This is a genomic window from Pseudomonas songnenensis (assembly GCF_003696315.1).
GTDB classification, from domain to species: Bacteria; Pseudomonadota; Gammaproteobacteria; order Pseudomonadales; family Pseudomonadaceae; genus Stutzerimonas; species Stutzerimonas songnenensis.
In genome coordinates, this window is sequence record NZ_RFFN01000001.1 from 124,258 (window position 1) to 144,543 (window position 20,286).

26 protein-coding genes and 1 other RNA gene are annotated in these 20,286 nt (G+C 64.0%); 17 read left to right on the top strand and 10 right to left on the bottom strand.

Translation table 11 applies throughout. The annotated features are described in order from the left end of the window. Positions 1-29: 29 nt before the first annotated feature. The 7 genes from hisB to EA798_RS00660 all read left to right on the top strand — a co-directional run bounded on the left by hisB (position 30) and on the right by EA798_RS00660 (position 4,988). Entirely contained in the window at positions 30-623 is a 594-nt protein-coding gene (gene hisB, locus EA798_RS00630; RefSeq protein WP_003303331.1) for an imidazoleglycerol-phosphate dehydratase HisB, read from the top strand. Next, complete coding sequence (gene hisH / locus EA798_RS00635; protein WP_122097715.1) at positions 623-1,261, top strand: imidazole glycerol phosphate synthase subunit HisH; 639 nt, start codon at positions 623-625, stop codon at positions 1,259-1,261. Before hisB ends, hisH begins: the two co-directional genes overlap by 1 nt. Further along, the gene (locus EA798_RS00640) at positions 1,262-1,522 is read left to right on the top strand and encodes a DUF2164 domain-containing protein (protein ID WP_122097716.1); all 261 of its coding nucleotides are present in this window, start codon (positions 1,262-1,264) and stop codon (positions 1,520-1,522) included. It abuts the gene before it with no gap. Between the two features lie 36 nt (positions 1,523-1,558). Then, positions 1,559-2,302 carry a 1-(5-phosphoribosyl)-5-[(5-phosphoribosylamino)methylideneamino]imidazole-4-carboxamide isomerase gene (hisA, locus tag EA798_RS00645; protein WP_003296252.1) on the top strand — a complete coding sequence of 248 codons (744 nt, stop codon included), beginning with the start codon at positions 1,559-1,561 and terminating at the stop codon, positions 2,300-2,302. A 98-nt stretch (positions 2,303-2,400) separates the two neighbouring features. After that, complete coding sequence (gene hisF, locus EA798_RS00650; protein WP_106157193.1) at positions 2,401-3,171, top strand: imidazole glycerol phosphate synthase subunit HisF; 771 nt, start codon at positions 2,401-2,403, stop codon at positions 3,169-3,171. A gap of 85 nt (positions 3,172-3,256) precedes the next feature. Further along, positions 3,257-4,006 carry a substrate-binding periplasmic protein gene (locus EA798_RS00655; protein ID WP_106157194.1) on the top strand — a complete coding sequence of 250 codons (750 nt, stop codon included), beginning with the start codon at positions 3,257-3,259 and terminating at the stop codon, positions 4,004-4,006. 235 nt (positions 4,007-4,241) lie between these two features. After that, positions 4,242-4,988 (top strand): substrate-binding periplasmic protein, encoded by a 747-nt coding sequence (locus tag EA798_RS00660; protein WP_106157195.1) that lies wholly within the window; start codon positions 4,242-4,244, stop codon positions 4,986-4,988. Positions 4,989-4,992: 4 nt separating this feature from the next. Here EA798_RS00660 and EA798_RS00665 read toward each other — a convergent pair whose 3' ends face one another. The 4 genes from EA798_RS00665 to gpmI form a co-directional block, all read right to left on the bottom strand. Further along, positions 4,993-5,784: a divergent polysaccharide deacetylase family protein gene (locus EA798_RS00665; RefSeq protein WP_276539287.1), complete on the bottom strand. Its 792-nt coding sequence runs from the start codon at positions 5,782-5,784 to the stop codon at positions 4,993-4,995. Between the two features lie 2 nt (positions 5,785-5,786). After that, positions 5,787-7,106 (bottom strand): S41 family peptidase, encoded by a 1,320-nt coding sequence (locus tag EA798_RS00670; RefSeq protein WP_106157197.1) that lies wholly within the window; start codon positions 7,104-7,106, stop codon positions 5,787-5,789. Between the two features lie 71 nt (positions 7,107-7,177). Continuing rightward, the gene (locus EA798_RS00675; RefSeq protein WP_122097718.1) at positions 7,178-8,440 is read right to left on the bottom strand and encodes a murein hydrolase activator EnvC family protein; all 1,263 of its coding nucleotides are present in this window, start codon (positions 8,438-8,440) and stop codon (positions 7,178-7,180) included. A 117-nt stretch (positions 8,441-8,557) separates the two neighbouring features. Then, positions 8,558-10,105: a 2,3-bisphosphoglycerate-independent phosphoglycerate mutase gene (gene gpmI / locus EA798_RS00680; RefSeq protein ID WP_122097719.1), complete on the bottom strand. Its 1,548-nt coding sequence runs from the start codon at positions 10,103-10,105 to the stop codon at positions 8,558-8,560. 140 nt (positions 10,106-10,245) lie between these two features. Between gpmI and EA798_RS00685 the strand changes: the two genes are divergently transcribed. From EA798_RS00685 to secB, 3 genes are all read left to right on the top strand, one after another. After that, on the top strand, positions 10,246-10,659 hold the full coding sequence (locus tag EA798_RS00685) for a rhodanese-like domain-containing protein (protein WP_014818641.1): 414 nt from the start codon (positions 10,246-10,248) through the stop codon (positions 10,657-10,659). A 2-nt stretch (positions 10,660-10,661) separates the two neighbouring features. Next, positions 10,662-10,916 carry a glutaredoxin 3 gene (grxC, locus tag EA798_RS00690; protein ID WP_106157200.1) on the top strand — a complete coding sequence of 85 codons (255 nt, stop codon included), beginning with the start codon at positions 10,662-10,664 and terminating at the stop codon, positions 10,914-10,916. A 64-nt stretch (positions 10,917-10,980) separates the two neighbouring features. Beyond that, positions 10,981-11,475, top strand: coding sequence for a protein-export chaperone SecB (secB, locus tag EA798_RS00695; protein WP_122097720.1), 495 nt, complete (start codon positions 10,981-10,983; stop codon positions 11,473-11,475). A gap of 57 nt (positions 11,476-11,532) precedes the next feature. Here secB and EA798_RS00700 read toward each other — a convergent pair whose 3' ends face one another. Further along, the gene (locus EA798_RS00700) at positions 11,533-12,513 is read right to left on the bottom strand and encodes an NADPH:quinone oxidoreductase family protein (protein ID WP_122097721.1); all 981 of its coding nucleotides are present in this window, start codon (positions 12,511-12,513) and stop codon (positions 11,533-11,535) included. Positions 12,514-12,726: 213 nt separating this feature from the next. Here EA798_RS00700 and EA798_RS00705 point away from each other — a divergent pair, with 213 nt between their 5' ends. Beyond that, entirely contained in the window at positions 12,727-13,128 is a 402-nt protein-coding gene (locus EA798_RS00705; protein WP_106157202.1) for a flagellar basal body-associated protein FliL, read from the top strand. Between the two features lies 1 nt (position 13,129). Here the strand turns inward: EA798_RS00705 and EA798_RS00710 are convergent, their stop codons facing one another. After that, positions 13,130-13,579 carry an EVE domain-containing protein gene (locus EA798_RS00710; protein WP_106157203.1) on the bottom strand — a complete coding sequence of 150 codons (450 nt, stop codon included), beginning with the start codon at positions 13,577-13,579 and terminating at the stop codon, positions 13,130-13,132. A gap of 196 nt (positions 13,580-13,775) precedes the next feature. On the opposite strand from EA798_RS00710, the gene EA798_RS20590 reads away from it, so the two are divergent. After that, on the top strand, positions 13,776-13,928 hold the full coding sequence (locus tag EA798_RS20590; protein WP_165362459.1) for a hypothetical protein: 153 nt from the start codon (positions 13,776-13,778) through the stop codon (positions 13,926-13,928). A gap of 28 nt (positions 13,929-13,956) precedes the next feature. On the opposite strand, the gene EA798_RS00715 is transcribed toward EA798_RS20590, so the two are convergent. The 4 genes from EA798_RS00715 to EA798_RS00730 all read right to left on the bottom strand — a co-directional run bounded on the left by EA798_RS00715 (position 13,957) and on the right by EA798_RS00730 (position 15,298). Further along, the gene (locus EA798_RS00715; RefSeq protein ID WP_106157204.1) at positions 13,957-14,559 is read right to left on the bottom strand and encodes a 5-formyltetrahydrofolate cyclo-ligase; all 603 of its coding nucleotides are present in this window, start codon (positions 14,557-14,559) and stop codon (positions 13,957-13,959) included. A gap of 6 nt (positions 14,560-14,565) precedes the next feature. Next, positions 14,566-14,744, bottom strand: a non-coding RNA gene (gene ssrS, locus EA798_RS00720) — 6S RNA. Between the two features lie 33 nt (positions 14,745-14,777). After that, positions 14,778-15,092, bottom strand: coding sequence for a cell division protein ZapA (locus EA798_RS00725; protein WP_015275186.1), 315 nt, complete (start codon positions 15,090-15,092; stop codon positions 14,778-14,780). After that, on the bottom strand, positions 15,089-15,298 hold the full coding sequence (locus tag EA798_RS00730) for a TIGR02449 family protein (protein ID WP_106157205.1): 210 nt from the start codon (positions 15,296-15,298) through the stop codon (positions 15,089-15,091). The genes EA798_RS00725 and EA798_RS00730 overlap by 4 nt, the downstream gene beginning before the upstream one ends. Positions 15,299-15,427: 129 nt before the next feature. On the opposite strand from EA798_RS00730, the gene EA798_RS00735 reads away from it, so the two are divergent. The 5 genes from EA798_RS00735 to EA798_RS00755 are packed head-to-tail and all read left to right on the top strand — an operon-like array spanning position 15,428 to position 20,245. Beyond that, positions 15,428-15,982, top strand: coding sequence for a YecA/YgfB family protein (locus EA798_RS00735; RefSeq protein WP_003282862.1), 555 nt, complete (start codon positions 15,428-15,430; stop codon positions 15,980-15,982). Positions 15,983-15,998: 16 nt separating this feature from the next. Beyond that, positions 15,999-17,333 (top strand): Xaa-Pro aminopeptidase, encoded by a 1,335-nt coding sequence (gene pepP, locus EA798_RS00740; protein WP_122097722.1) that lies wholly within the window; start codon positions 15,999-16,001, stop codon positions 17,331-17,333. Position 17,334: 1 nt separating this feature from the next. Beyond that, positions 17,335-18,513, top strand: a complete 1,179-nt coding sequence (gene ubiH / locus EA798_RS00745; RefSeq protein WP_122097723.1) for a 2-octaprenyl-6-methoxyphenyl hydroxylase — start codon at positions 17,335-17,337, stop codon at positions 18,511-18,513. 23 nt (positions 18,514-18,536) lie between these two features. Further along, positions 18,537-19,025: a DUF4442 domain-containing protein gene (locus tag EA798_RS00750; protein WP_122097724.1), complete on the top strand. Its 489-nt coding sequence runs from the start codon at positions 18,537-18,539 to the stop codon at positions 19,023-19,025. Continuing rightward, the gene (locus EA798_RS00755; protein ID WP_122097725.1) at positions 19,025-20,245 is read left to right on the top strand and encodes a 2-octaprenyl-3-methyl-6-methoxy-1,4-benzoquinol hydroxylase; all 1,221 of its coding nucleotides are present in this window, start codon (positions 19,025-19,027) and stop codon (positions 20,243-20,245) included. Before EA798_RS00750 ends, EA798_RS00755 begins: the two co-directional genes overlap by 1 nt. Positions 20,246-20,286 lie beyond the last annotated feature (41 nt).

Here is a 20,286-nt window from a genome sequence, read left to right on the forward strand (position 1 = left end):
CTTTTCGCCCACGATCAGCGGAGCTGTTGATGTCCGAACGTACGGCTTACGTAGAGCGCAACACCCTGGAAACCCAGGTCAAGGTCACCATCAATCTGGATGGCACCGGCAAGGCGCGCTTCGCCATCGGCGTGCCCTTCCTGGAGCACATGCTCGACCAGATCGCCCGTCACGGGCTGATCGACCTGGATATCGAGTGCAACGGCGACCTGCACATCGACGACCACCACACCGTCGAGGACGTCGGCATCACCCTCGGCCAGGCCTTCGCCAAGGCCATCGGCGACAAGAAGGGCATGACCCGCTACGGGCATTCCTACGTGCCGCTGGACGAGGCGCTGTCGCGCGTGGTGATCGACTTCTCCGGGCGCCCGGGGCTGACCATGAACGTGCCCTACACCCGCGCGGTGGTTGGCAAGTTCGACGTCGACCTGTTCCAGGAATTCTTCCAGGGCTTCGTCAATCACGCCCTGGTGACCCTGCACATCGACAACCTGCGCGGCATCAACACCCACCACCAGATCGAAACCGTGTTCAAGGCCTTCGGCCGCGCGCTGCGCATGGCTGTCGAACTCGATCCACGCATGGCCGGGCAGATGCCGTCCACCAAAGGGTGCCTGTAATGCAGACCGTTGCCGTCATCGACTACGGCATGGGCAACCTGCACTCGGTGGCCAAGGCGCTGGAACACGTCGGCGCTGGCCGCGTGCTGATCACCAGCGATGCGCAGGTCATCCGTGAGGCCGACCGCGTGGTGTTTCCCGGCGTCGGCGCGATCCGCGACTGCATGGCCGAGATCCGCCGGCTGGGCTTCGACGAACTGGTCCGCGAGGTCAGTCAGGACCGCCCATTCCTCGGTATCTGCGTCGGCATGCAGGCGCTGATGGAGCGCAGCGAGGAGAACGATGGCGTCGACTGCATCGGTCTGTTCCCCGGTCAGGTGCGCTTCTTCGGCAAGGACCTGCACGAGGACGGCGAGCACCTGAAGGTGCCGCACATGGGCTGGAACGAGGTCAAGCAGGCGGTGGATCACCCCCTCTGGCACGCGATCCCGGACAATGGCCGCTTCTACTTTGTGCACAGCTATTACATCGAGGCCGGCAATCCGCGCCAGGTGGTCGGTCGCGGCCATTACGGCAACGACTTCGCCGCCGCGCTGGCCGATGGTTCGCGCTTCGCCGTGCAGTTCCACCCGGAGAAGAGCCACACCCACGGCCTGCAGCTGCTGCAGAACTTCGCCGCCTGGGATGGCCGCTGGTAGATGAGCCGGGCCAAGCTCAAGCCGCCGGTCCTGAAGCTGGATGCCATTCAGGAGCAGGCGGCGCAACAGGTCATCAAGCGCTTTCTGCAAGAGCGGTTCGAACTCGAGCTGGGCTCGTTCGAGGCGCAGGAAGTGCTCGATCTGTTCGCCCGGGAAATCGCGCCGCTGTATTACAACAAGGCGATCTTCGACGTGCAGAGCCACCTGAAGGAACGGTTCGAGAGCATCGAAAGCGACTTGTGGGCGCTCGAGAAGAGCTGACCCTTAACCGACACTTGATTTGAACAGGTTCAAGCCATGCTGATTATCCCCGCTATCGATCTCAAGGACGGCGCCTGCGTGCGTCTGCGCCAGGGCCTGATGGACGACGCCACGGTGTTTTCCGACGACCCGGTGGCCATGGCCGCCAAGTGGGTCGAGGCCGGCTGCCGCCGCCTGCATCTGGTTGACCTCAACGGGGCCTTCGAAGGCCAGCCGGTCAACGGCGAGGTGGTCACCGCCATCGCCAGGCGCTACCCGGACCTGCCGATCCAGATCGGTGGCGGCATCCGCACCCTGGAAACCATCGAGCACTACGTGCGCGCCGGCGTCAGCTACGTGATCATCGGTACCAAGGCGGTGAAAGAGCCGGAGTTCGTTACCGAGGCCTGCCGCGCCTTTCCGGGCAAGGTCATCGTTGGCCTCGATGCCAAGGACGGCTTCGTCGCCACCGATGGCTGGGCCGAAGTCTCCAGCGTGCAGGCCGTCGACCTGGCGCGCCGTTTCGAGGCCGATGGCGTATCGGCGATCGTCTACACCGACATCGCCAAGGACGGCATGATGCAGGGCTGCAACGTCGAGGCCACCGTGGCGCTGGCCAACGCCAGCCGCATCCCCGTAATCGCCTCCGGCGGCATCCATAACATCGGCGATATCCAGAAGCTGCTCGACACGAACACCCCAGGCATCATCGGTGCCATCACCGGGCGCGCCATCTATGAAGGCACGCTGGATGTGGCCGAGGCGCAGGCGCTCTGCGACCTGAAGTACAAGGACGAGTGATTCGCTGAACTGCGGTGGATCGGTGCAGCGAGGTCCACCCTACACGTTACCTGCAGCTTGAAGCCTGCGGCTTGAAGAAGCCGCTTTCGGAGAAAGCCATGGCCCTGGCCAAACGCATCATTCCCTGCCTCGACGTGGACAACGGCCGCGTGGTCAAGGGTGTCCAGTTCGAGAACATCCGCGACGCCGGCGACCCGGTGGAGATCGCCCGCCGCTACGACGAGCAGGGCGCCGACGAGATTACCTTCCTCGACATCACCGCCAGCGTCGACAACCGCGATACCACGCTGCACACCGTCGAGCGCATGGCCAGCCAGGTATTCATCCCGCTGACCGTAGGTGGCGGCGTGCGGACCGTGCAGGACATCCGCAACCTGCTCAACGCGGGCGCCGACAAGGTCTCGATCAACACCGCCGCGGTGTTCAACCCGGATTTCGTCGGCGAGGCCGCGGACCGCTTCGGCTCGCAGTGCATCGTCGTTGCCATCGACGCCAAGAAGGTATCCGCACCGGGCGAGCCGGGTCGCTGGGAAATCTTCACCCATGGCGGGCGCAAGCCCACCGGCCTGGATGCCGTGGCCTGGGCGAAGAAGATGGAAGACCTCGGTGCTGGCGAGATCCTGCTGACCAGCATGGACCAGGACGGCGTGAAGAGCGGCTATGACCTGGGCGTGACCCGCGCCATCAGCGAGGCGCTATGCATCCCGGTGATCGCCTCCGGTGGCGTCGGCAATCTGCAGCACCTGGCCGACGGCATTCTCGAAGGCAAGGCCGATGCGGTGCTGGCCGCGAGCATCTTCCACTTCGGCGAATACACCATTCCGGAAGCCAAGGCCTACCTGGCCGCCCGCGGCATTGTGATGCGTTGATCCCGGCCGGTAGCTGAACAAGGCTTAACGCTCGATACAAGGAAACGTCCGCGGCTGTTGCGGACGCACTCAGGAGACTTCACGCATGCTCAAGACCATCGCTTCCCTTGCCGCTGCGGCGCTGCTGTTCGGCGCCACGCTGGGCCACGCGCAGACGCCGGTGAAAATCGACCTGCTGACAGAGAATTTCCCACCCTACAACATGGCGGATGATGGCAAGAACTTCGCCCGCGACGAGCACATCAGCGGCATCGCCGTGGATATCGTGCGCGAGATGTTCAAGCGCGCCGGCATCGATTACAGCCTGACGCTGCGCTTCCCCTGGGAGCGCATCTACGGCATGGCGCTGGAGCAGGCCAACTACGGCGTGTTCGTCACCGCCCGGCTGCCCGAGCGTGAAGAGCTGTTCAAGTGGGTCGGCCCCATCGGGCCGGACGACTGGGTGCTGCTGGCCCGTGGCGACAGCCCGATCAACCTGACCAGCCTGGAGCAGGCGCGCCAGTACAACGTCGGCGCCTACAAGGGTGACGCCATCGCCGAGCACCTGGAAGGCCAGGGCCTGAAGCCGGTGCTTGCATTGCGCGATCAGGAGAACGTGAAGAAGCTGATCGACGGCAGGATCGACCTCTGGGCCACTGGTGATCCCGCCGGCCGTTATCTGGCGCGCCTGGAAGGTGTCACCGGGCTCAAGCGCGTGCTGCGCTTCGACAACGCGGAGCTGTACCTGGCGCTGAACAAGCAGGTCGACGACGAAACCGTGCAGAAGCTGCAAAAGGCGCTCGATCAGATGCGCAGCGAAGGCGTGATCGACCAGATCAACGCACGGTACCTCTGAGCTGATCCCACCAGTCGGGGCGCGTCCGCGCCCGACATTGCCGTGATGGCGGCGCGCCAGTGGGGTGCGCTGCCTATCGCTCCCGCGCCGTTCTAGCGCGTCAATCGTCCCTTCTGTATCGCACTTTCTGGTCTACGCTGCTGCAGCGCTGTGCTGGTTCGCATCTTGCTTTCGACCGGTTCGGCCATGATCCGCGGAGGGCGGATCGAGGAATCCAGAACGAAGGGAACGAGCCATGCTTAAAAGAATCCTTGCCATCATCACGCTGCTGCTTTGCGCCCAGGCGCACGCCGAGCTGGCTGATGACTACCGCGTCGTGCTGCTGACCGAGAATTTTCCACCATTCAATATGGCCGAGGACGGCAAGAACTACGCCGCCGATGCGAAGATCCACGGCATCAATGCCGACATCGTGCGCGAGATGTTCCGCCGCGCGAACATCCGTTATGAGCTAAGCCTGCGCTTCCCTTGGGATCGCATCTATAAACAGGTACTGGAGCAGCCTGATCAGGCACTCTTTTCCACTACCTTCACCGCCGAGCGCGAGCCCCAGTTCAAGTGGGTCGGCCCGCTGGCGAGCATCAGCTGGGTCTTGCTCGCGCCACCCGACAGCCCTTTGCGCCTGTCCGGACTGGACGAAGCGCGCAGCCTGCGCATCGGTGCCTACAAGAACGATGCGGTGAGTCAGCATCTGGAGAGCAAGGGCCTGGCGCCGATCAACTCGCTGCGCGATCAGGAGAACGTTGGCAAGTTGCTCAAGGGGCAGATCGACGTCTGGGCAACCGCCGATCCGGTGGGACCCTATCTGGCCAAGCAGGAAGGCGTGACAGGCCTGAAGCCGGTGCTGCGTTTCAATGAGGCGCGATTGTTCCTTGCGCTCAACCGGGCGACGCCGGACGAGGTGGTCGAGCGTTTGCAACGGGCGTTGGATGCGATGCGCGCCGACGGCACGGTAGACGCGATGCTGCAGCGCTATCTCTGAGCGCTCAGCGATAGATGCCGCCGCGCCCGTGCGCAGCCATCGCCCGGTTGCTGCGGGTGGCGATCATCTGCCCGACATCCACCCATTCGATGCCCTGCGCTGCCAGGCGCGGCAGTTCACGCTCCAGCATGGCAAGAGTGCTTTCGTGGGGATGGCCGATGATCACCACGGAGCCCTGCTTGCGCGCCAGCGCGATCGCTGCCTGGAAGCGCTCGGCCACGGCGGCAGGGGATGGATCGTCATCAAGGAAGATGTCTCGCGACAGGCTGGCCAGTGCCGTGCGTTGGGCGCTGGCGGCGGCCACGGTGCGCGGGCTGGTGCGGCTGTCGAGAAAGAACAGGTGGCGGCGCTGCAGCTCGGCCATCAGCCAGTCCATGGCCTGCGAGTGGTCGGTCATGGCGCTGCCCATGTGGTTGTTCAGCCCGCTGGCATGTGGCACGGCCGCCAGGGCTGCGTCGAGGCGGCGTGCCAGTTCGTCATGGGGTAGCTGAGGATGCCAGGCGAAGCGACCCTGGGCGGGCGCCATCGGCATGTGCAGCATGACCGTCTTGCCGGCGCGATGGGCCTGCTCGGCAAGTTCACCGGCGTGGCGGGTATCGGGAAGAATCGCCAGGGCAACCGGCCCTGGCAGCTGCAGCACGCGCCGATCGCGTGCCGGGTTCTGCCCGAGGTCGTCGATCACCAGGGTTAACCGGGGGCGCGGCGCATGCTCCGCTGTAGCTGCGAGCTCGTCGGCATATAGCGCCTGGCTGGCGAGCATCACCAGCAGCGCCAGCCCGGCCGCCCAGCCGGCCATCTTCACTGGCCGCGGGTGAGGTTCAACCCCTTGAGCAGATTCAGGGCCTGACCGAGCTGGTAGTCGTCGTCCTGCGGTCGTGGTGAGTCGCTGGCGATCTGGGTGGCGGTCGGGCGGTCCGGACCACCGTTGCCGTTGCCCAGGTGGCCAGCCAGATCGGCTTCACGGAAGCCGTCGGCGGCCTGTTCACGGGTCAGCTTGGCGCGCTCGACCTTGATGTCCGGCTCGATGCCCTGGGCCTGGATTGAGCGGCCGTTGGGGGTGTAGTAGAGCGCGGTGGTCAGCTTGAGCGCGCGATCGTTGTTCAGCGGCAGCACGGTCTGTACCGAGCCCTTGCCGAAGCTGTCGGTGCCCATCACCACGCCGCGCTTGTGATCCTGCAGCGCGCCGGCAACGATCTCGGATGCCGAGGCGCTACCGCCGTTGATCAGTACCACCAACGGCACGCCTTCGCTTGCATCGGCCGGGTCGGCATTGAAGCGCAGTTCGGAATTGGCGATGCGGCCCTTGGTGTAGACGATCAGTCCCTTGGTGAGGAAGTGGTCGGAAATCTCCACGGCGGCCTGCAGCACGCCGCCCGGGTTGTTGCGCAGATCAAGCACCAGACCGTTCAGCTTCTTGCCGTCGTTGTCCTTCTTCAGCTTGGCCAGGGCCTTGCCGACTTCCTCGCCGGAATTGACCTGGAACTGGGTGACGCGCAGGTAACCGTAGCCTGGCTCGAGGATCTGGCTGCGGACACTGCGTACCTTGATGACCGCACGCGTCAGCTTCACATCGAACGGCTGGCCACCCTCGCGCACCAGCGTCAGGCTGATGCTGCTGCCGGGTTTGCCACGCATCTTGGCGATGGCGTCCATCATCGACAGGCCCTTGGTCGGCTGCCCGTCGATCTTCACGATCAGATCGCCGGCTTCGATGCCCGCCTTCGATGCCGGGGTGTCGTCGATCGGCGAGACGACCTTGATGAAGCCGTCCTCCATGCCGACCTCGATGCCCAGCCCGCCGAATTCGCCGCTGGTGCTTTCCTGCAGCTCGGCGAAGGCTTCGGGCTCGAGATAGGCCGAGTGCGGATCGAGGTTGCTGAGCATGCCCTTGATGGCGTTTTCCAGCAGCGTCTTGTCATCCACCGGCTCGACATAGGCTGCCTTGATGCGATCCAGTACCTCGGCGAAGGTGCGCAACTCATCCAGTGGCAGGGGAGCTTTGGAGCTCGGCGCCGCCGTTTCCGCCGGTGGCTGCTGGGCCCAGGCGCCGCCCTGCATCCCCAGCAATATGGCCAGGGCGAGCGTGGATGGGCGGGCGAAACGGCGCAGGTGCAACATGTCGAACTCCAGTTATGAGAGGGCGCGCTTGGCGATGCGAACGGCTCGGCAGGACCGAACGCCGCGGCTCGCTAGCCTTGCGCGCGACACCATTGGGCGGGGTCGCTGGGGCGCCCCTGCTGCCGAATGGCGAAATACAGTGCAGCGGTTTCCTGGCCGCCGCTGGTGCCTACCGTGGCGATCGGATCGCCGGCCTTGACGATGTCGCCGGCGTCACGCAGCAGGCTCTGGTTATGACCATACAGGCTCAGGTAACCATTTCCATGGTCGAGGATCACCAGCAGCCCGGCGCCACGTAGCCAGTCGGCGAATACTACCCGGCCGCCATGCACGGCGCGGACCTGAGTGCCGACGCTGGCGCCGATCAGTACGCCGTCCCACTTGGTTCGAGCGTCGCCGCCGCGCGGAGTGCCGTAGCGGGCGACGAGACGTCCGTCGACGGGCCAGGGCAGCTTGCCCTTGGCCTTGGCGAAGGGACCGCCGAAGTTACCTCCGGCACTGGACACCAGCGGGCCGCTCGGCGCGGTGCTGGCGCCGGTCTGGGATTGTTGCTGCTGTTGCTGACGCTGGCGCTCGGCAAGCAATGCGCGCTGCCGTGCTTCCTCGGCTTCACGGGCCTGACGTGCCAGGGTTTCTTCGATGGTCTTGAGCACGCGTTCGAACTGGGCCTGCTCCTGACGGCGGGCCTGCAGTTTCTGCTCGCGGCTGGAGAAGTCACTGTTGAGCTTGGCCAGTGTCTGCTGGCGTTCCTTGCGGACCTCGGCGAGCTGATTGCGGCGCTCGAGCAGGCCATCCTTTTTCTCTGCCAGCAGGCTCTGCTGGGTCGCGATGTCGGCTTCGACGTTGGCCAGCTGGCGCAGCGTCTCGTTGAAGTTGTCGAGCTGTTCGAGACGCGCCTTGTTCAGGTAGTCGTAATAGGTGATGGTGCGGCTGAATTTTTCCGGGTTCTGCTGATTGAGCAGCAGTTTGAGGTACTCCTGCCGGCCATTCTGGTAGGCGGCTCTGGCCTGCAGGCCGATCAGTCGCTGCTGTTCCAGGCGAGCACCTTCGAGCGTGGTCTTCTCGTCGTTCAGGCGCTCCAGCTCCGCCTCGCTGCGGTCGATCTCCTGCTGCAGGGTATCGACCTGCTTTTCCAGCTGGCCCATCTCGCTTTCGGTGGTCTTCAGCTGCTTCTGGACGCCGGACTTCTCCTGCTCGATCTGCTTGAGCAGCTTCTGCAGTTCGGCAATGTCCTGGCGAGCGGCTTCGATCTGCTGCCGCGCTGCGGCACGGTCGTCCGCCACGGCGGGGCCGAGCAGGCAGAGGAAGGCGAGGGCGAGAAAGGTACGAGGCATTTGGAGGGCGTCAACCGAGCGTTATGACCGACGTAGTATGCCTAAAAAGCAAGCTGGAAGCTTGAAGCCTGTAGCGGGAAACGGCGGCTGGCGCCATCCGCTTCCCGCCCGGCGCGATCAGCTCAGCTCGACGATCGAGCGGCCAGTCATCTCTGGCGGTACCGGCATGCCGAGCAAGGTCAGCATGGTCGGCGCCACATCGGCCAGCACGCCGCCCTGGCGGATCGATACGTTGCGCTTGCCGATATAGATGAAAGGCACCGGTTCACAGGTATGCGCGGTGTGCGCCTGGCCGGTCATGACGTCTTCCATCTGTTCGACGTTGCCGTGGTCGGCAGTGAGCAGTGCCTCGCCACCGACTTTGTCCAGCGCCTCGACGATGCGTCCGACACAGCTGTCCAGGCACTCCACCGCCTTGACCGCCGCCTCGAACACGCCGGTATGGCCGACCATGTCGCCGTTGGCATAGTTGACCACGATGACGTCATAGCGCTGATTCTCGATGGCATCGACGATGCGGTCGGTGACCTCGGGCGCGCTCATCTCGGGTTTCAGGTCGTAAGTGGCGACCTGAGGCGACGGGATCAGAATGCGTTCTTCGCCCGGGAAGGGCTCTTCGCGACCGCCGGAGAAGAAGAAGGTGACGTGGGCGTATTTCTCGGTTTCGGCAATGCGCAGCTGGGTCTTGCCGTTGTTGGCCAGGTATTCGCCGAGCACGTTGGTCAGCGCTTCCGGGGCGAAGGCTGCCGGCGCGGGAATGCTCGCGGCGTACTGGGTGAGCATGACGAACTCGCCCAGTTGCGGCACCCGGGCACGCTCGAATTCCTTGAAGCCGGGTTCGACGAAGCAGCGGGTCAGCTCGCGGGCGCGGTCGGCGCGGAAGTTCATGAATACCACGGCATCGCCATCTTCGACGCGTACCGGCTCGCCGATGGTGGTGGCCTTGACGAACTCGTCGCTCTCGCCGCGCTCGTAGGCGGCGATCAGGCCGTCCACGGCGTAATCGGAGCGGTATTCGGCCTTGCCCTCGACAATCAGCTCGTAGGCCTGCTGCACGCGGTCCCAGCGGTTGTCGCGATCCATGGCGAAGTAACGGCCGATCAGGCTGGCGATACGGCCCTTGCCCAGGCGGGTGAAGGTGGCCTGGAGCAGTTCGATGGAGCTTTGCGCGCTCTTCGGCGGGGTGTCGCGGCCGTCGAGGAAGGCGTGCAGGTAGATCTTCTCGGCGCCGCGCTGGGCCGCCAGCTCGGCCATGGCGACCAGATGATCCTGATGGCTGTGCACGCCACCGTCGGAGAGCAGGCCGAGGATGTGCACCGCCTTACTCGCACCTACGGCCTTGTCGACCGCAGCGCAGATGGTCGGGTTGGCGAAGAATTCGCCGTCGCGGATCGCCTTGGTCACCCGGGTGAAGTCCTGATACACCACGCGCCCGGCCCCCAGGTTCATGTGGCCGACCTCGGAGTTGCCCATCTGCCCGTCCGGCAGGCCGACATCCATGCCGCTGCCGGAGATCAATCCGTGCGGCTGAGTAGCCAGCAGGCGATCGTAAACCGGCTTGCGCGCGGCATGGATGGCATTGAAGTCCGGGCTGTCGCTGTGCCCGAAGCCATCGAGAATGATCAGTACCAGAGGTTTGGGCGCGGCGGTGGGGGCGACGGACATGCTTTCGGGCTCCTTGCACGGGGGCGGAAAAGGGCGGCCAGTCTACTGGCTGGCCGGGGCGAGGTCACGAATCATCAGGGTTCAGCCGGTAGGAGGGGCTGTGTATACTGGCCCGCATTTTATCGTCCGGGTACCCGTTGATGCTCGCTAACCTGATTGAATTTGTCTCTAACCACTATGTACTCAGCAGCCTGTTCGTGGTGCTGTTGATCCTTCTGTTCATCACCGAGACACGCAAGGGTGGCAAGAGCCTGAGCAATCGCGAACTGACGGCACTGGTCAACAGTGGCGAGGGCGTGGTGTTGGACGTGCGCGTGAAGAAGGAGTTCGACGCCGGCCATATCGTCGATGCATTGAACATTCCCTACGAGAAACTGGTCAGCCGCACAGGCGAGCTGGAAAAGCACAAGGCCAAGACCATCATCGTGGTCGACGCCATGGGACAGCACGCCGGAACGGCCTGCCGTGAGCTGCAGAAGGCAGGCTTCACCGCCGCCAAGTTGTCGGGAGGGATTTCCAGCTGGCGCGGCGACAATCTGCCAGTGGTCAAGTAATCATGCCCAACGTCGTCATCTATACCACCGCCTGGTGCCCGTTCTGTATCCGCGCCAAGGCGCTGCTCGATCGCAAGGGTGTCGCCTACGAGGAAATTCCCGTGGATGGCAACCCGTCCCTGCGCGCCGAGATGGCGAGCAAGGCCGGACGCACCTCGGTGCCGCAGATATGGATCGGCGATCAGCACGTCGGCGGCTGCGATGAGCTGCACGCTCTGGAGCGCGCCGGACGTCTCGACCCGTTGCTGCAGGCCTGAGGCCGGCACCGCGGGTCCGCGAACAATTCAAACGACACGCACAACTGGATAGAAGGTTGCAGAAATGACCGAACAAGCTAACAACGGCGGCGCAGCGTCGCAGAACGAACAGGGTGCGCAATTTTCCCTGCAGCGCATCTACGTCCGCGACCTGTCCTTCGAAGCGCCGAAGAGCCCGGAAATCTTCCGTCAGGAATGGAATCCGAGTGTCGCGCTGGACCTGAACACCAAGCAGAAGGCGCTTGAGGGCGACTTCCATGAAGTCGTGCTGACCCTTTCGGTCACCGTGAAGACCGGCGAAGAAGTGGCCTTCATTGCCGAAGTACAGCAGGCCGGGATTTTCCTGATCAAGGGTCTGGAAGCGGCTGCGATGAGCCATACCCTTGGCGCATTCTGCCCGAACATCCTCTTCCCGTACGCCCGTGAGGCGCTGGACAGCCTGGTGACCCGCGGCTCCTTCCCGGCGCTGATGCTGGCTCCGGTGAACTTCGACGCACTCTACGCCCAGGAAATGACGCGCATGCAGAGCGCCGGCGAGGCGCCCGCCACCGCTCATTGATCCGCTCGGATCGTGCAGGAAGCGTCTGACGCTTCCTGCAGCCTCCTCTGCTGCGTTTTAGCGCACCTGCACCACCAGCTTGCCCACTGCCTTGCGCTGACCCAGCGTGGCGATGGCCTGGCCGGCTTCTTCCAGCGCAAAGCGTTGCGACACCAGCGGCTTGAGCTTGCCTTCGGCGTGCCAGGCGAACAGCTGGCGGAAATTCGCGGCGTTGTCCTGCGGCTGGCGTTGGGCGAAGGCGCCCCAGAACACGCCGATCAGTGCCGCACCCTTGAGCAACGGCAGGTTGGCCGGTAGTGCCGGGATATCGCCGCCGGCGGCAAAGCCGACGACCAGCATGCGGCCGTTCCAGGCGATGCTGCGGAAAGCCTCCTCGAACAGCTTGCCGCCCACCGGATCGTAGATCACATCCACGCCCTGGCCACCGGTGAGTTCCTTCAGGCGCTCCTTCAGCCTGACTTCGCTGTAGTTGATCAGCTCGTCGGCGCCGGCGTTCTTCGCCACCTCCAGCTTCTCGGCGCTGGAGGCCGCGGCGATCACACGGGCACCCATGGCCTTGCCGATCTCCACGGCGGCCAGGCCGACGCCACCGGAGGCGCCCAGCACCAGCAGGGTTTCGCCGGGTTGCAGATTGGCGCGCTGGGTAAGCGCATGCATGGAGGTGCCGTAGGTCATGCTGAAGGCGGCGGCGGTGGTGAAGTCCATGCTCGGCGGAATCGGCAGCGCATTGCTGCCGGCCACCGCAACCTGCTCGGCGAAGCTTCCCCAACCGGTCAGCGCCATGACCCGGTCGCCCACCTTCAGGTGACTGACCTTTTCGCCGACCGCGGCGACCACTCCCGCTGCCTCGCCGCCAGGCGAGAATGGGAACGGCGGCTTGAACTGGTACTTGCCCTCGATCATCAGCGTGTCAGGAAAATTCACCCCTGCCGCATGCACGTCGAGCAGGATCTCGCTCGGCTTGATCCGAGGGGCGGGGGCGTCTTCGATAACCAGGCTTTCGGGCGGACCGAAGCTTTTGCACAGGACGGCTTTCATCGTTTTTCCTTGTTCGACTGGTCGGACGCTTGCCGCCCGACGATGGATGGCTCGACTGCTCAGGACTATCCAGTCTAGGAGCGCTGCGGGGCGAGGCAATCAGCATCGTTCGCTGTAATGGCGGCGTATAAGTGGCGGGCAGTTGCGCAGTGGGCTTGGGTGCGTGGCGGTGACTGGTTATGCTGGCGCAGATTTCCCCTGGAGCGCCGCCCCGTGAAGTACCTGATAACCCTGTTTCTTGCTTTCGCACTTGCCGGGCCGGTGCTCGCGCAGAACTCGGCTGACGAGGCCGCTCCGCAAGCGCTCTACTACGCGCTGGTGCCCGCCATGGTTGGCAACTATGGCTCGGGTGAGCGGCTGAAGTACTACAAGGCTGATGTCGCGCTGCGCATCTCCAGCAAGGAGGTGGAAGATCGGGTCAAGCATCATGAGCCACTGATCCGCCATCAGCTGGTGATGCTGTTTTCCCAACAGACCGACGAAACGCTGAGTGGTCCCGAAGCCAAGGAGCAGTTGCGGCAGGAGGCCTTGCGCCAGGTGCGCGAGGTGCTGGAGCAGGAAGAGGGTAAGCCGCTGGTCGATGATCTGCTGTTCAACAATCTGATCATCCAGTAGCTCAGCGCATCGCCAGGATTGCCTGCCATTCGTCCGCGCTGACCGGCATCACCGACAGGCGGCTGCCTTTCTTTACCAGCGCGAGATCCTGCAGGGCCGCTTGTGCTTTCAGCTGCGCCAACTTCAGAGGCGACGCGAAGACTTCCACGAACTCGACATCGACCGCGCTCCAGGGATTGCTCTCGTCGTTGGCCTTGGCATCGTGATAGGGGCTGGCGTGGTCGAGGGCAGTGGGATCGGGGTAGGCGCTGCGACTGATTCTGCCGATTCCGGCAATGCCGGGCTCCGCGCAACTGGAGTGATAGAAGAAGAACTGATCGCCTTCCTTCATCTGGCGCAGGAAATTACGCGCCTGGTAATTGCGTACACCATCCCAGCGTCCGTGGCCCAGTTTTTTCAGATCGTGGATGGAAAATTCATCCGGTTCGGACTTCATCAGCCAATAAGGCATGAACCTTGCTCTCCCGTCAGTCGGTTCGATCAGACCATGATGGCAAAATCTCCGACAGTCGGCTGCAATACCTGTTTGCGCGGTGCCGACGCTTCACGGAAAATGCCGCGGCTGTAAGGTGGCCTATCGAGTCCTAGAACGATAATCACACCGACTCGACGCAAGCATTTCGCCTGGTAGGGGGAGGCGAACACAAATGAAACGTAAGCCCGATATTCTGTGGATTTTGGTCTTCATCTTTGGCCTGGGCGTAGTCACCACCGGCTATACGCAGAGCCTGTGGGAGCAGCAGGATGGTGCGACCGGTATGGCTCCGATCATCCAGGTGCAGCAGGCTCAGCAGCGATGAACAGCTGCCGCAAGGACGCGGCCTTCGATTAGCCGACGTACCAGTCCTGGTCCGTCACCGTGCCCTGCAGGGGCACATCCCAGCTTTCCAGCGGTAGGCGGTCGACTCTCTGGCACTCGTGGGCCAGGCCGAGAAGCGTCGGTTTGTGACTTTTTTTGCGCATGGTGCGATACGCCAGGCTGCGATCATAGAAGCCGCCACCCATGCCCAGCCGCCCGCCATTGCCGTCGAAGCCCACCAGCGGCATCAACAGCAGATCGAGCGCCCAGACTGGACGCTGCCTGGCGGTATGGATGACTGGCTCGAAAATACCGAAGCGGTTGCGCCGCAGGCGTTCGCCGCGCTCGATGCGCTGAAAGACCATGCGCGTACGCGGCCATGGATTCAACACCGGAAGATAGGTCGCTTTGCCGCGGCGCTGAGCAGCGTGCAGTAGCGGACGTGGATCGATTTCGCCGTCGTTGGGTAGGTACAAGGCAATATGCCGAGCGCGACGGAACAGCGGATGCTGAGCCAGCTGCCGGTAGAGTCGACGAGCGGCCAGGCGTTGCTGCGCGGGTGTCAACTGGCGCCGGGCTTGGCGCAGCTTGCGACGCAGCGCCGGGCGCGATAGGCCTTCGGCTACGATCATCAGAAGTGACTCCCCAGCATGCCGCTGCCAGCGTAGGCCCTTGAACCCGAGAGTTCAAGGTGGCGACTACAGAGTACCTTAAGGCTTTCCGTCAGGCGGACATGCACACCGGCACCACGTGTAGCCTCCATGGTATTGCTTATCGGGAGAGGGTCATCGCCGACTGGCGAACATGCCAGGGAGTTGGCCGCAGTATAACGCAAACCGGCTGCCGTTGATCAGTTGCCTGAAGGGTTCGGGTCGGGGGCCAGGGCGCTGTCGACCCGCTCCAGCAGCATGCGTACATGTTCGCGCGCGCTGTTGGCTTCGGCGTCCAGGCGATCATGCTTGTGCAGTAGTTCGTGAGTGATGTTAAGGGCAGCCATCACCGCCACGCGGTCGGCGCCGATGACTTTGCCGCTGCTGCGAATCTCGCGCATCTTGCGATCCAGGTAACGGGCCGCACCTTCCAGGTTGCTGCGTTCCTCTGATGGACAGGCAATGCAGTATTCCTTGTCCATGATGTGCACGGTAACGGTGTTCGGCTGGGTCATGAGTCCTGCTCCAGGGCTTTCAGGCGCGAAATCATTGATTCGACCTTCAATCGGGCCATTTCGTTCTTTTCGATCAGATGAGCGCGCTCTTCACGCCACGCCCGCTCATTGGCCAGCAGCAGATGATTCTGCGCCTTGAGCTGTTCGATGCGCTGAATCAGCTGCTCCAGCTTCGTGGTCAGCGCTTTCAGATCGGCGTCTTCCATGGGATTCCTGTTGGGGCACTGATGAAGACGGAGGCGATGGCCGGGGCCTTCGATGGTCTTGCCGCGGCCGCCGGTGCTAGGATACGAAGCCTTCATTCTAGTCATTGCGCCATCGTGCGCCTAGCCGCCATGTCCATTCAGAATTCCCCGTATGCCGCTTTCGCCACACTTCTGGCGGGCAGCCCGCAAACCGTTTCTCCCGCCGAGTTGCACGGCCTGTTGCTCGGGCGCAGCTGCGCCGGCGCAGGTTTCGAGGTCGAGCCCTGGCTGACCGATGCGTCGGACCTGCTTGGCGAAGCACCGCAGGAAAATATCCGTCAGGCCTTGATCGGCCTGCAGGAGATGGTCAAGGGCGAGCTCGCCGGTGATGACATCGCTGTTGTCCTGCTGCTGCCCAGCGACGATGCGCCGCTCGCCGAGCGCGCCGTGGCGCTGGGCCAGTGGTGCCAGGGCTTTCTTGCGGGCTTCGGTCTGGCCGCCGGTGATCGTGCGCTGAGCAGCGAAGCCGTGGAAGTGCTGCAGGATCTCTCGGCCATCGCGCAAATCCAGGACTCGCTGGAAGAGTCCGAGGACGGCGAAACCGACTACATGGAAGTGATGGAGTACCTGCGCGTAGCGCCGCTGCTGCTGTTCACCGAATGCGCCAAACCGCTGCCGGCTGCCGCGAAACCTTCCCTGCATTGAGGACACCGTTGCGCCCATGACTCGCATCCCCAGATCGGAATACGCCCGTCGACGCAAGGCGCTGATGGAGCAGATGGAACCCAATAGCATCGCCATTCTGCCGGCGGCGCCGATGTACATCCGCAACCGCGATGTCGAGCATGTCTACCGCCAGGACAGCGACTTCCAGTACCTCTCCGGCTTCCCCGAGCCGGAGGCGGTGATCGCACTGATTCCGGGCCGCGAGCATGGCGAATACGTGCTGTTCTGCCGCGAGCGCGACCCCGAGCGCGAGCTGTGGGACGGCCTGCGTGCCGGGCAGGACGGTGCCATTGCCGAGTACGGCGCCGACGACGCGTTTCCCATCGGCGATATCGACGACATCCTCCCCGGCCTGATCGAGGGCCGCGACCGGGTCTACTACGCCATCGGCACCAACGAAGCCTTCGATCATCGGCTGATGGAGTGGATCAAGACCATCCGCGCCAAGGCCCGCCAGGGTGCGCAACCGCCCAGCGAGTTCGTCGCCCTCGATCACCTGCTGCACGACATGCGTCTGTACAAGTCGAGCAGCGAGGTGAGGGTGATGAAGCATGCGGCGGAAATTTCCGCGCGCGCGCACATCCGGGCCATGCAGGCCAGTCGCGCCGGATTGTTCGAGTACCACCTCGAAGCCGAACTGGACTACGAGTTCCGCAAGGGCGGGGCGAAGATGCCGGCCTACGGCAGCATCGTCGCCGCCGGTCGCAATGCCTGCATCCTGCATTACCGGGAGAACGATGCTCCATTGAAGGACGGGGATCTGGTGCTGATCGACGCCGGTTGCGAGATCGACTGCTACGCCAGCGACATTACCCGTACCTTCCCGGTCAACGGTCGCTTCTCGCCGGAGCAGAAGGCCATTTACGAGCTGGTACTCAAGGCCAACGAAGAGGCCTTCAAGCACATCGCCCCGGGCAAGCACTGGAACGAGGCGCATGAGGCCACCGTGCGGGTGATTACCGCCGGGCTGATCGAGCTGGGCCTGTTGCAGGGTGATGTCGACGCGCTGATCGCCAGTGAGGCCTACAAGCCCTTCTACATGCACCGCGCCGGCCACTGGCTGGGCATGGATGTGCACGACGTCGGCGACTACAAGATCGGTGGCGAGTGGCGTGTGCTCGAGCCGGGCATGGCGATGACCGTCGAGCCCGGTATCTATATCGCCGCGGACAATCAGAACGTGGCCAAGAAATGGCGCGGCATCGGCGTGCGCATCGAGGACGATGTGGTGGTGACGCGAACTGGCTGTGAAATTCTGACCACGGGTGTGCCGAAAAGCGTCGCCGAGATCGAGGCGCTGATGGCCGCCGCTCGCGAGCAGGTCGCCTGACATGCAAAGCCTGGCGATCATCGGCGGCGGGCTGGTCGGCGCCAGTCTCGCGCTGGCGCTGCAGGACGGTGCGCGCCAGCGCGGCTGGCGCATCCACCTGATCGAGCCGTTCGAGCCGGGCCACGAGTACCAGCCCAGCTATGACGCGCGCTCGACCGCATTGTCGTACGGCACCCGGCTGATCTATCAGCGCCTTGGCTTGTGGGAGCGGATCGCCGAGCGGGCCGAGCCGATCCTGCGCATCCACGTCTCCGAACGTGGCCGCTTCGGTGCCGCGCGGCTCGATAGCGCGAGTGAAGGCGTCGAGGCGCTGGGTTACGTGGTCGAAAATGCCTGGATCGGCCATTGCCTGTGGCAGGCACTGGATGATGAGGTGGTGATCCGTCACTGCCCGGCGGAGGTCGAGCGGCTTGAGCCCAGCGCCACGGGCTATCGGTTGAGTTTCACCGACGGTCAGCGGCTGGAATGCGATCTCACCGTGCTGGCCGATGGTGGCCGCTCCGGCCTGCGCGAGCAGCTCGGCATCCATGTTGCGCGCCGGCCCTACGGCCAGACCGCGCTGATCGCCAACATCACCCCGGGCAAGCCGCACGGCGGCCTGGCGTTCGAACGCTTCACCGAAGATGGTCCGATGGCGCTGCTGCCGCTGCAGGATGATCGCTGCGCGCTGGTATGGACGCGCGCCCAGGCCGACGCCACGCGACTGGCGCAGGCGCATGAGGCGGTCTTTCTCGCGGAGCTGCAGGAAGCGTTCGGCTATCGCCTGGGCGCCTTGCAGCAGGTCGGTGCCCGGCATCTCTATCCGCTGACGCTGATCGAGGCCGAGGAACAGGTTCGCTCCGGATTGGTGGTGCTAGGCAATGCAGCCCACAGCCTGCACCCGATCGCCGGGCAGGGGTACAACCTGTCGCTACGGGACGTGGATGCACTGAGTGAAGCATTGCTGCACAGCAACGCAGCACTCGGCGACCTGGCGGTGCTGCAGAGCTATGCGCACAGGCAGCGCCTGGATCAGCGTCTGACCGTCGGTTTTTCCGATCAGGTCACCCGCTTGTTCGTCGACTCCGGCCGGCTGGTCGCGGCGGGCCGCAACCTCGGCCTGCTTGGCCTGGATCTGACGCCTGCAGCCAAGCGCTGGTTCGCCCGGCAGGCCATGGGCCTCGGGACTCGCCTAGGCTGACGCCGCCACCAGAAGGACTCTGCATGAGCGCTTCCCGTTTGGCGCGCAAGGCGCGGTTCCTGCGCTGGGCTTTGAATTTCTACCCGCCGTATCTGGGTGCGGGCGTGCGGGTGCGGCATATCAGTGCAGATCTGCGCCTGGTTCAGGTAAAGATGGTGTTGCGCTGGTACAACCGCAACTATGTCGGCACGCAGTTTGGCGGCTCGCTGTACTCGATGGTCGATCCGTTCTTCGTGCTGATGCTGATGGAGAATCTCGGGCGCGACTACATCGTCTGGGACAAAGCGGCCAATATCGAATTCCTGACTCCGGGGCGTGGCGCGGTGTATGCCGACTTTGCCATCAGCCAGAAGCTGCTTGACGAGATTCGTGCACAAACCGCTGACGGCAGCCGCTACCTGCCGAAAATGCATGTCGAAGTGCGTGACGGCGAAGGCACGTTGGTGGCACGGGTGCAAAAGACGCTCTACATACGACTCAAGCCGCGGGCGCGGCAGCCAGGAGAGAAATGATGCAAGCGGATCTGGTCATCGTTGGCGCCGGCATGGTCGGCAGTACGCTGGCGCTCGCCCTCGAAGGCTGCGGGCTGGACATCATCGTGCTCGATGCGAGCCCGCTCGAAGCCGCGACCTTCGACCCGTCCGGCGACTTCGAGCCGCGGGTCAGTGCACTGTCCGCCGCGAGCCAGCGCATTCTGCAGAGGGTCGGCGCCTGGCCGGACATGGCCGCGCGGCGCGTCAGTCCCTACACCGATATGCACGTCTGGGACGGTTCCGGCACCGGCCAGATCCATTTTTCTGCCGAAACGGTGCATGCCGAGGTCCTCGGCCATATCGTCGAGAACCGCGTGGTGCAGGATGCGCTGTTGGAAACCATGCAGAGTCATGGTCAGGTGCGTTTGCTTGGCAACGCGCGCGTCGAGCAACTGCTACGCACCACCGACGGCTGGCGGCTGACGCTTGTCGACGGCCGCGAGCTGCGCACCCCATTGGTGATCGCAGCGGACGGCGCCAATTCCGCGATACGTCGCCTTGCAGGCTGCGAAACCCGCGAGTGGGACTATATGCACCAGGCGATCGTGACCAGCGTGCGCTGCAGCGAACCGCACCAGCGCACCGCCTGGCAGCGCTTTACCGATCACGGCCCACTGGCCTTCCTGCCGCTGGAGCGCGATGGCAATCACCACTGGTGCTCGATCGTCTGGTCGGTTACCGAGGCCGAAGCCACACGCTTGATGGCGCTGGACGATGTGGCGTTCCGTGCGGCGCTGGGCCGCACCTTCGAGGAGCGCCTCGGCGAGGTGCTCGAAGCCGATCCGCGGTTGTGCATACCGCTGCGCCAACGCCATGCCAAGCGTTATGTGCAGCCGGGGCTGGCGCTGATCGGTGACGCCGCGCACACCATTCATCCGCTGGCAGGGCAGGGCGTTAACCTTGGTCTGCTGGATGCCGCCGTGCTGGCCGAGGTGATCAGGGCGGCTTTCGTACGTGGCGAGCGGGTGGCCGGTGTGCAGGTGCTGAGCCGTTTCGAGCGCCGTCGTATGCCGCACAACCTGGCGATGATGGCAGCCATGGAAGGCTTCGAACGGTTGTTCCAGGCCGATCCGCTGCCGCTGCGCTGGTTGCGCAACACCGGTTTGAAGGTGGTGCAGGCGCTGCCGGAAGCGAAGGCGGTTTTCGTTCGTCAGGCGCTCGGGCTGAGTGGCGATCTGCCGGAGCTGGCGCAGCCCTGATAGCAAATTGATATTTACAAAACATTACCTGCACGATTTGT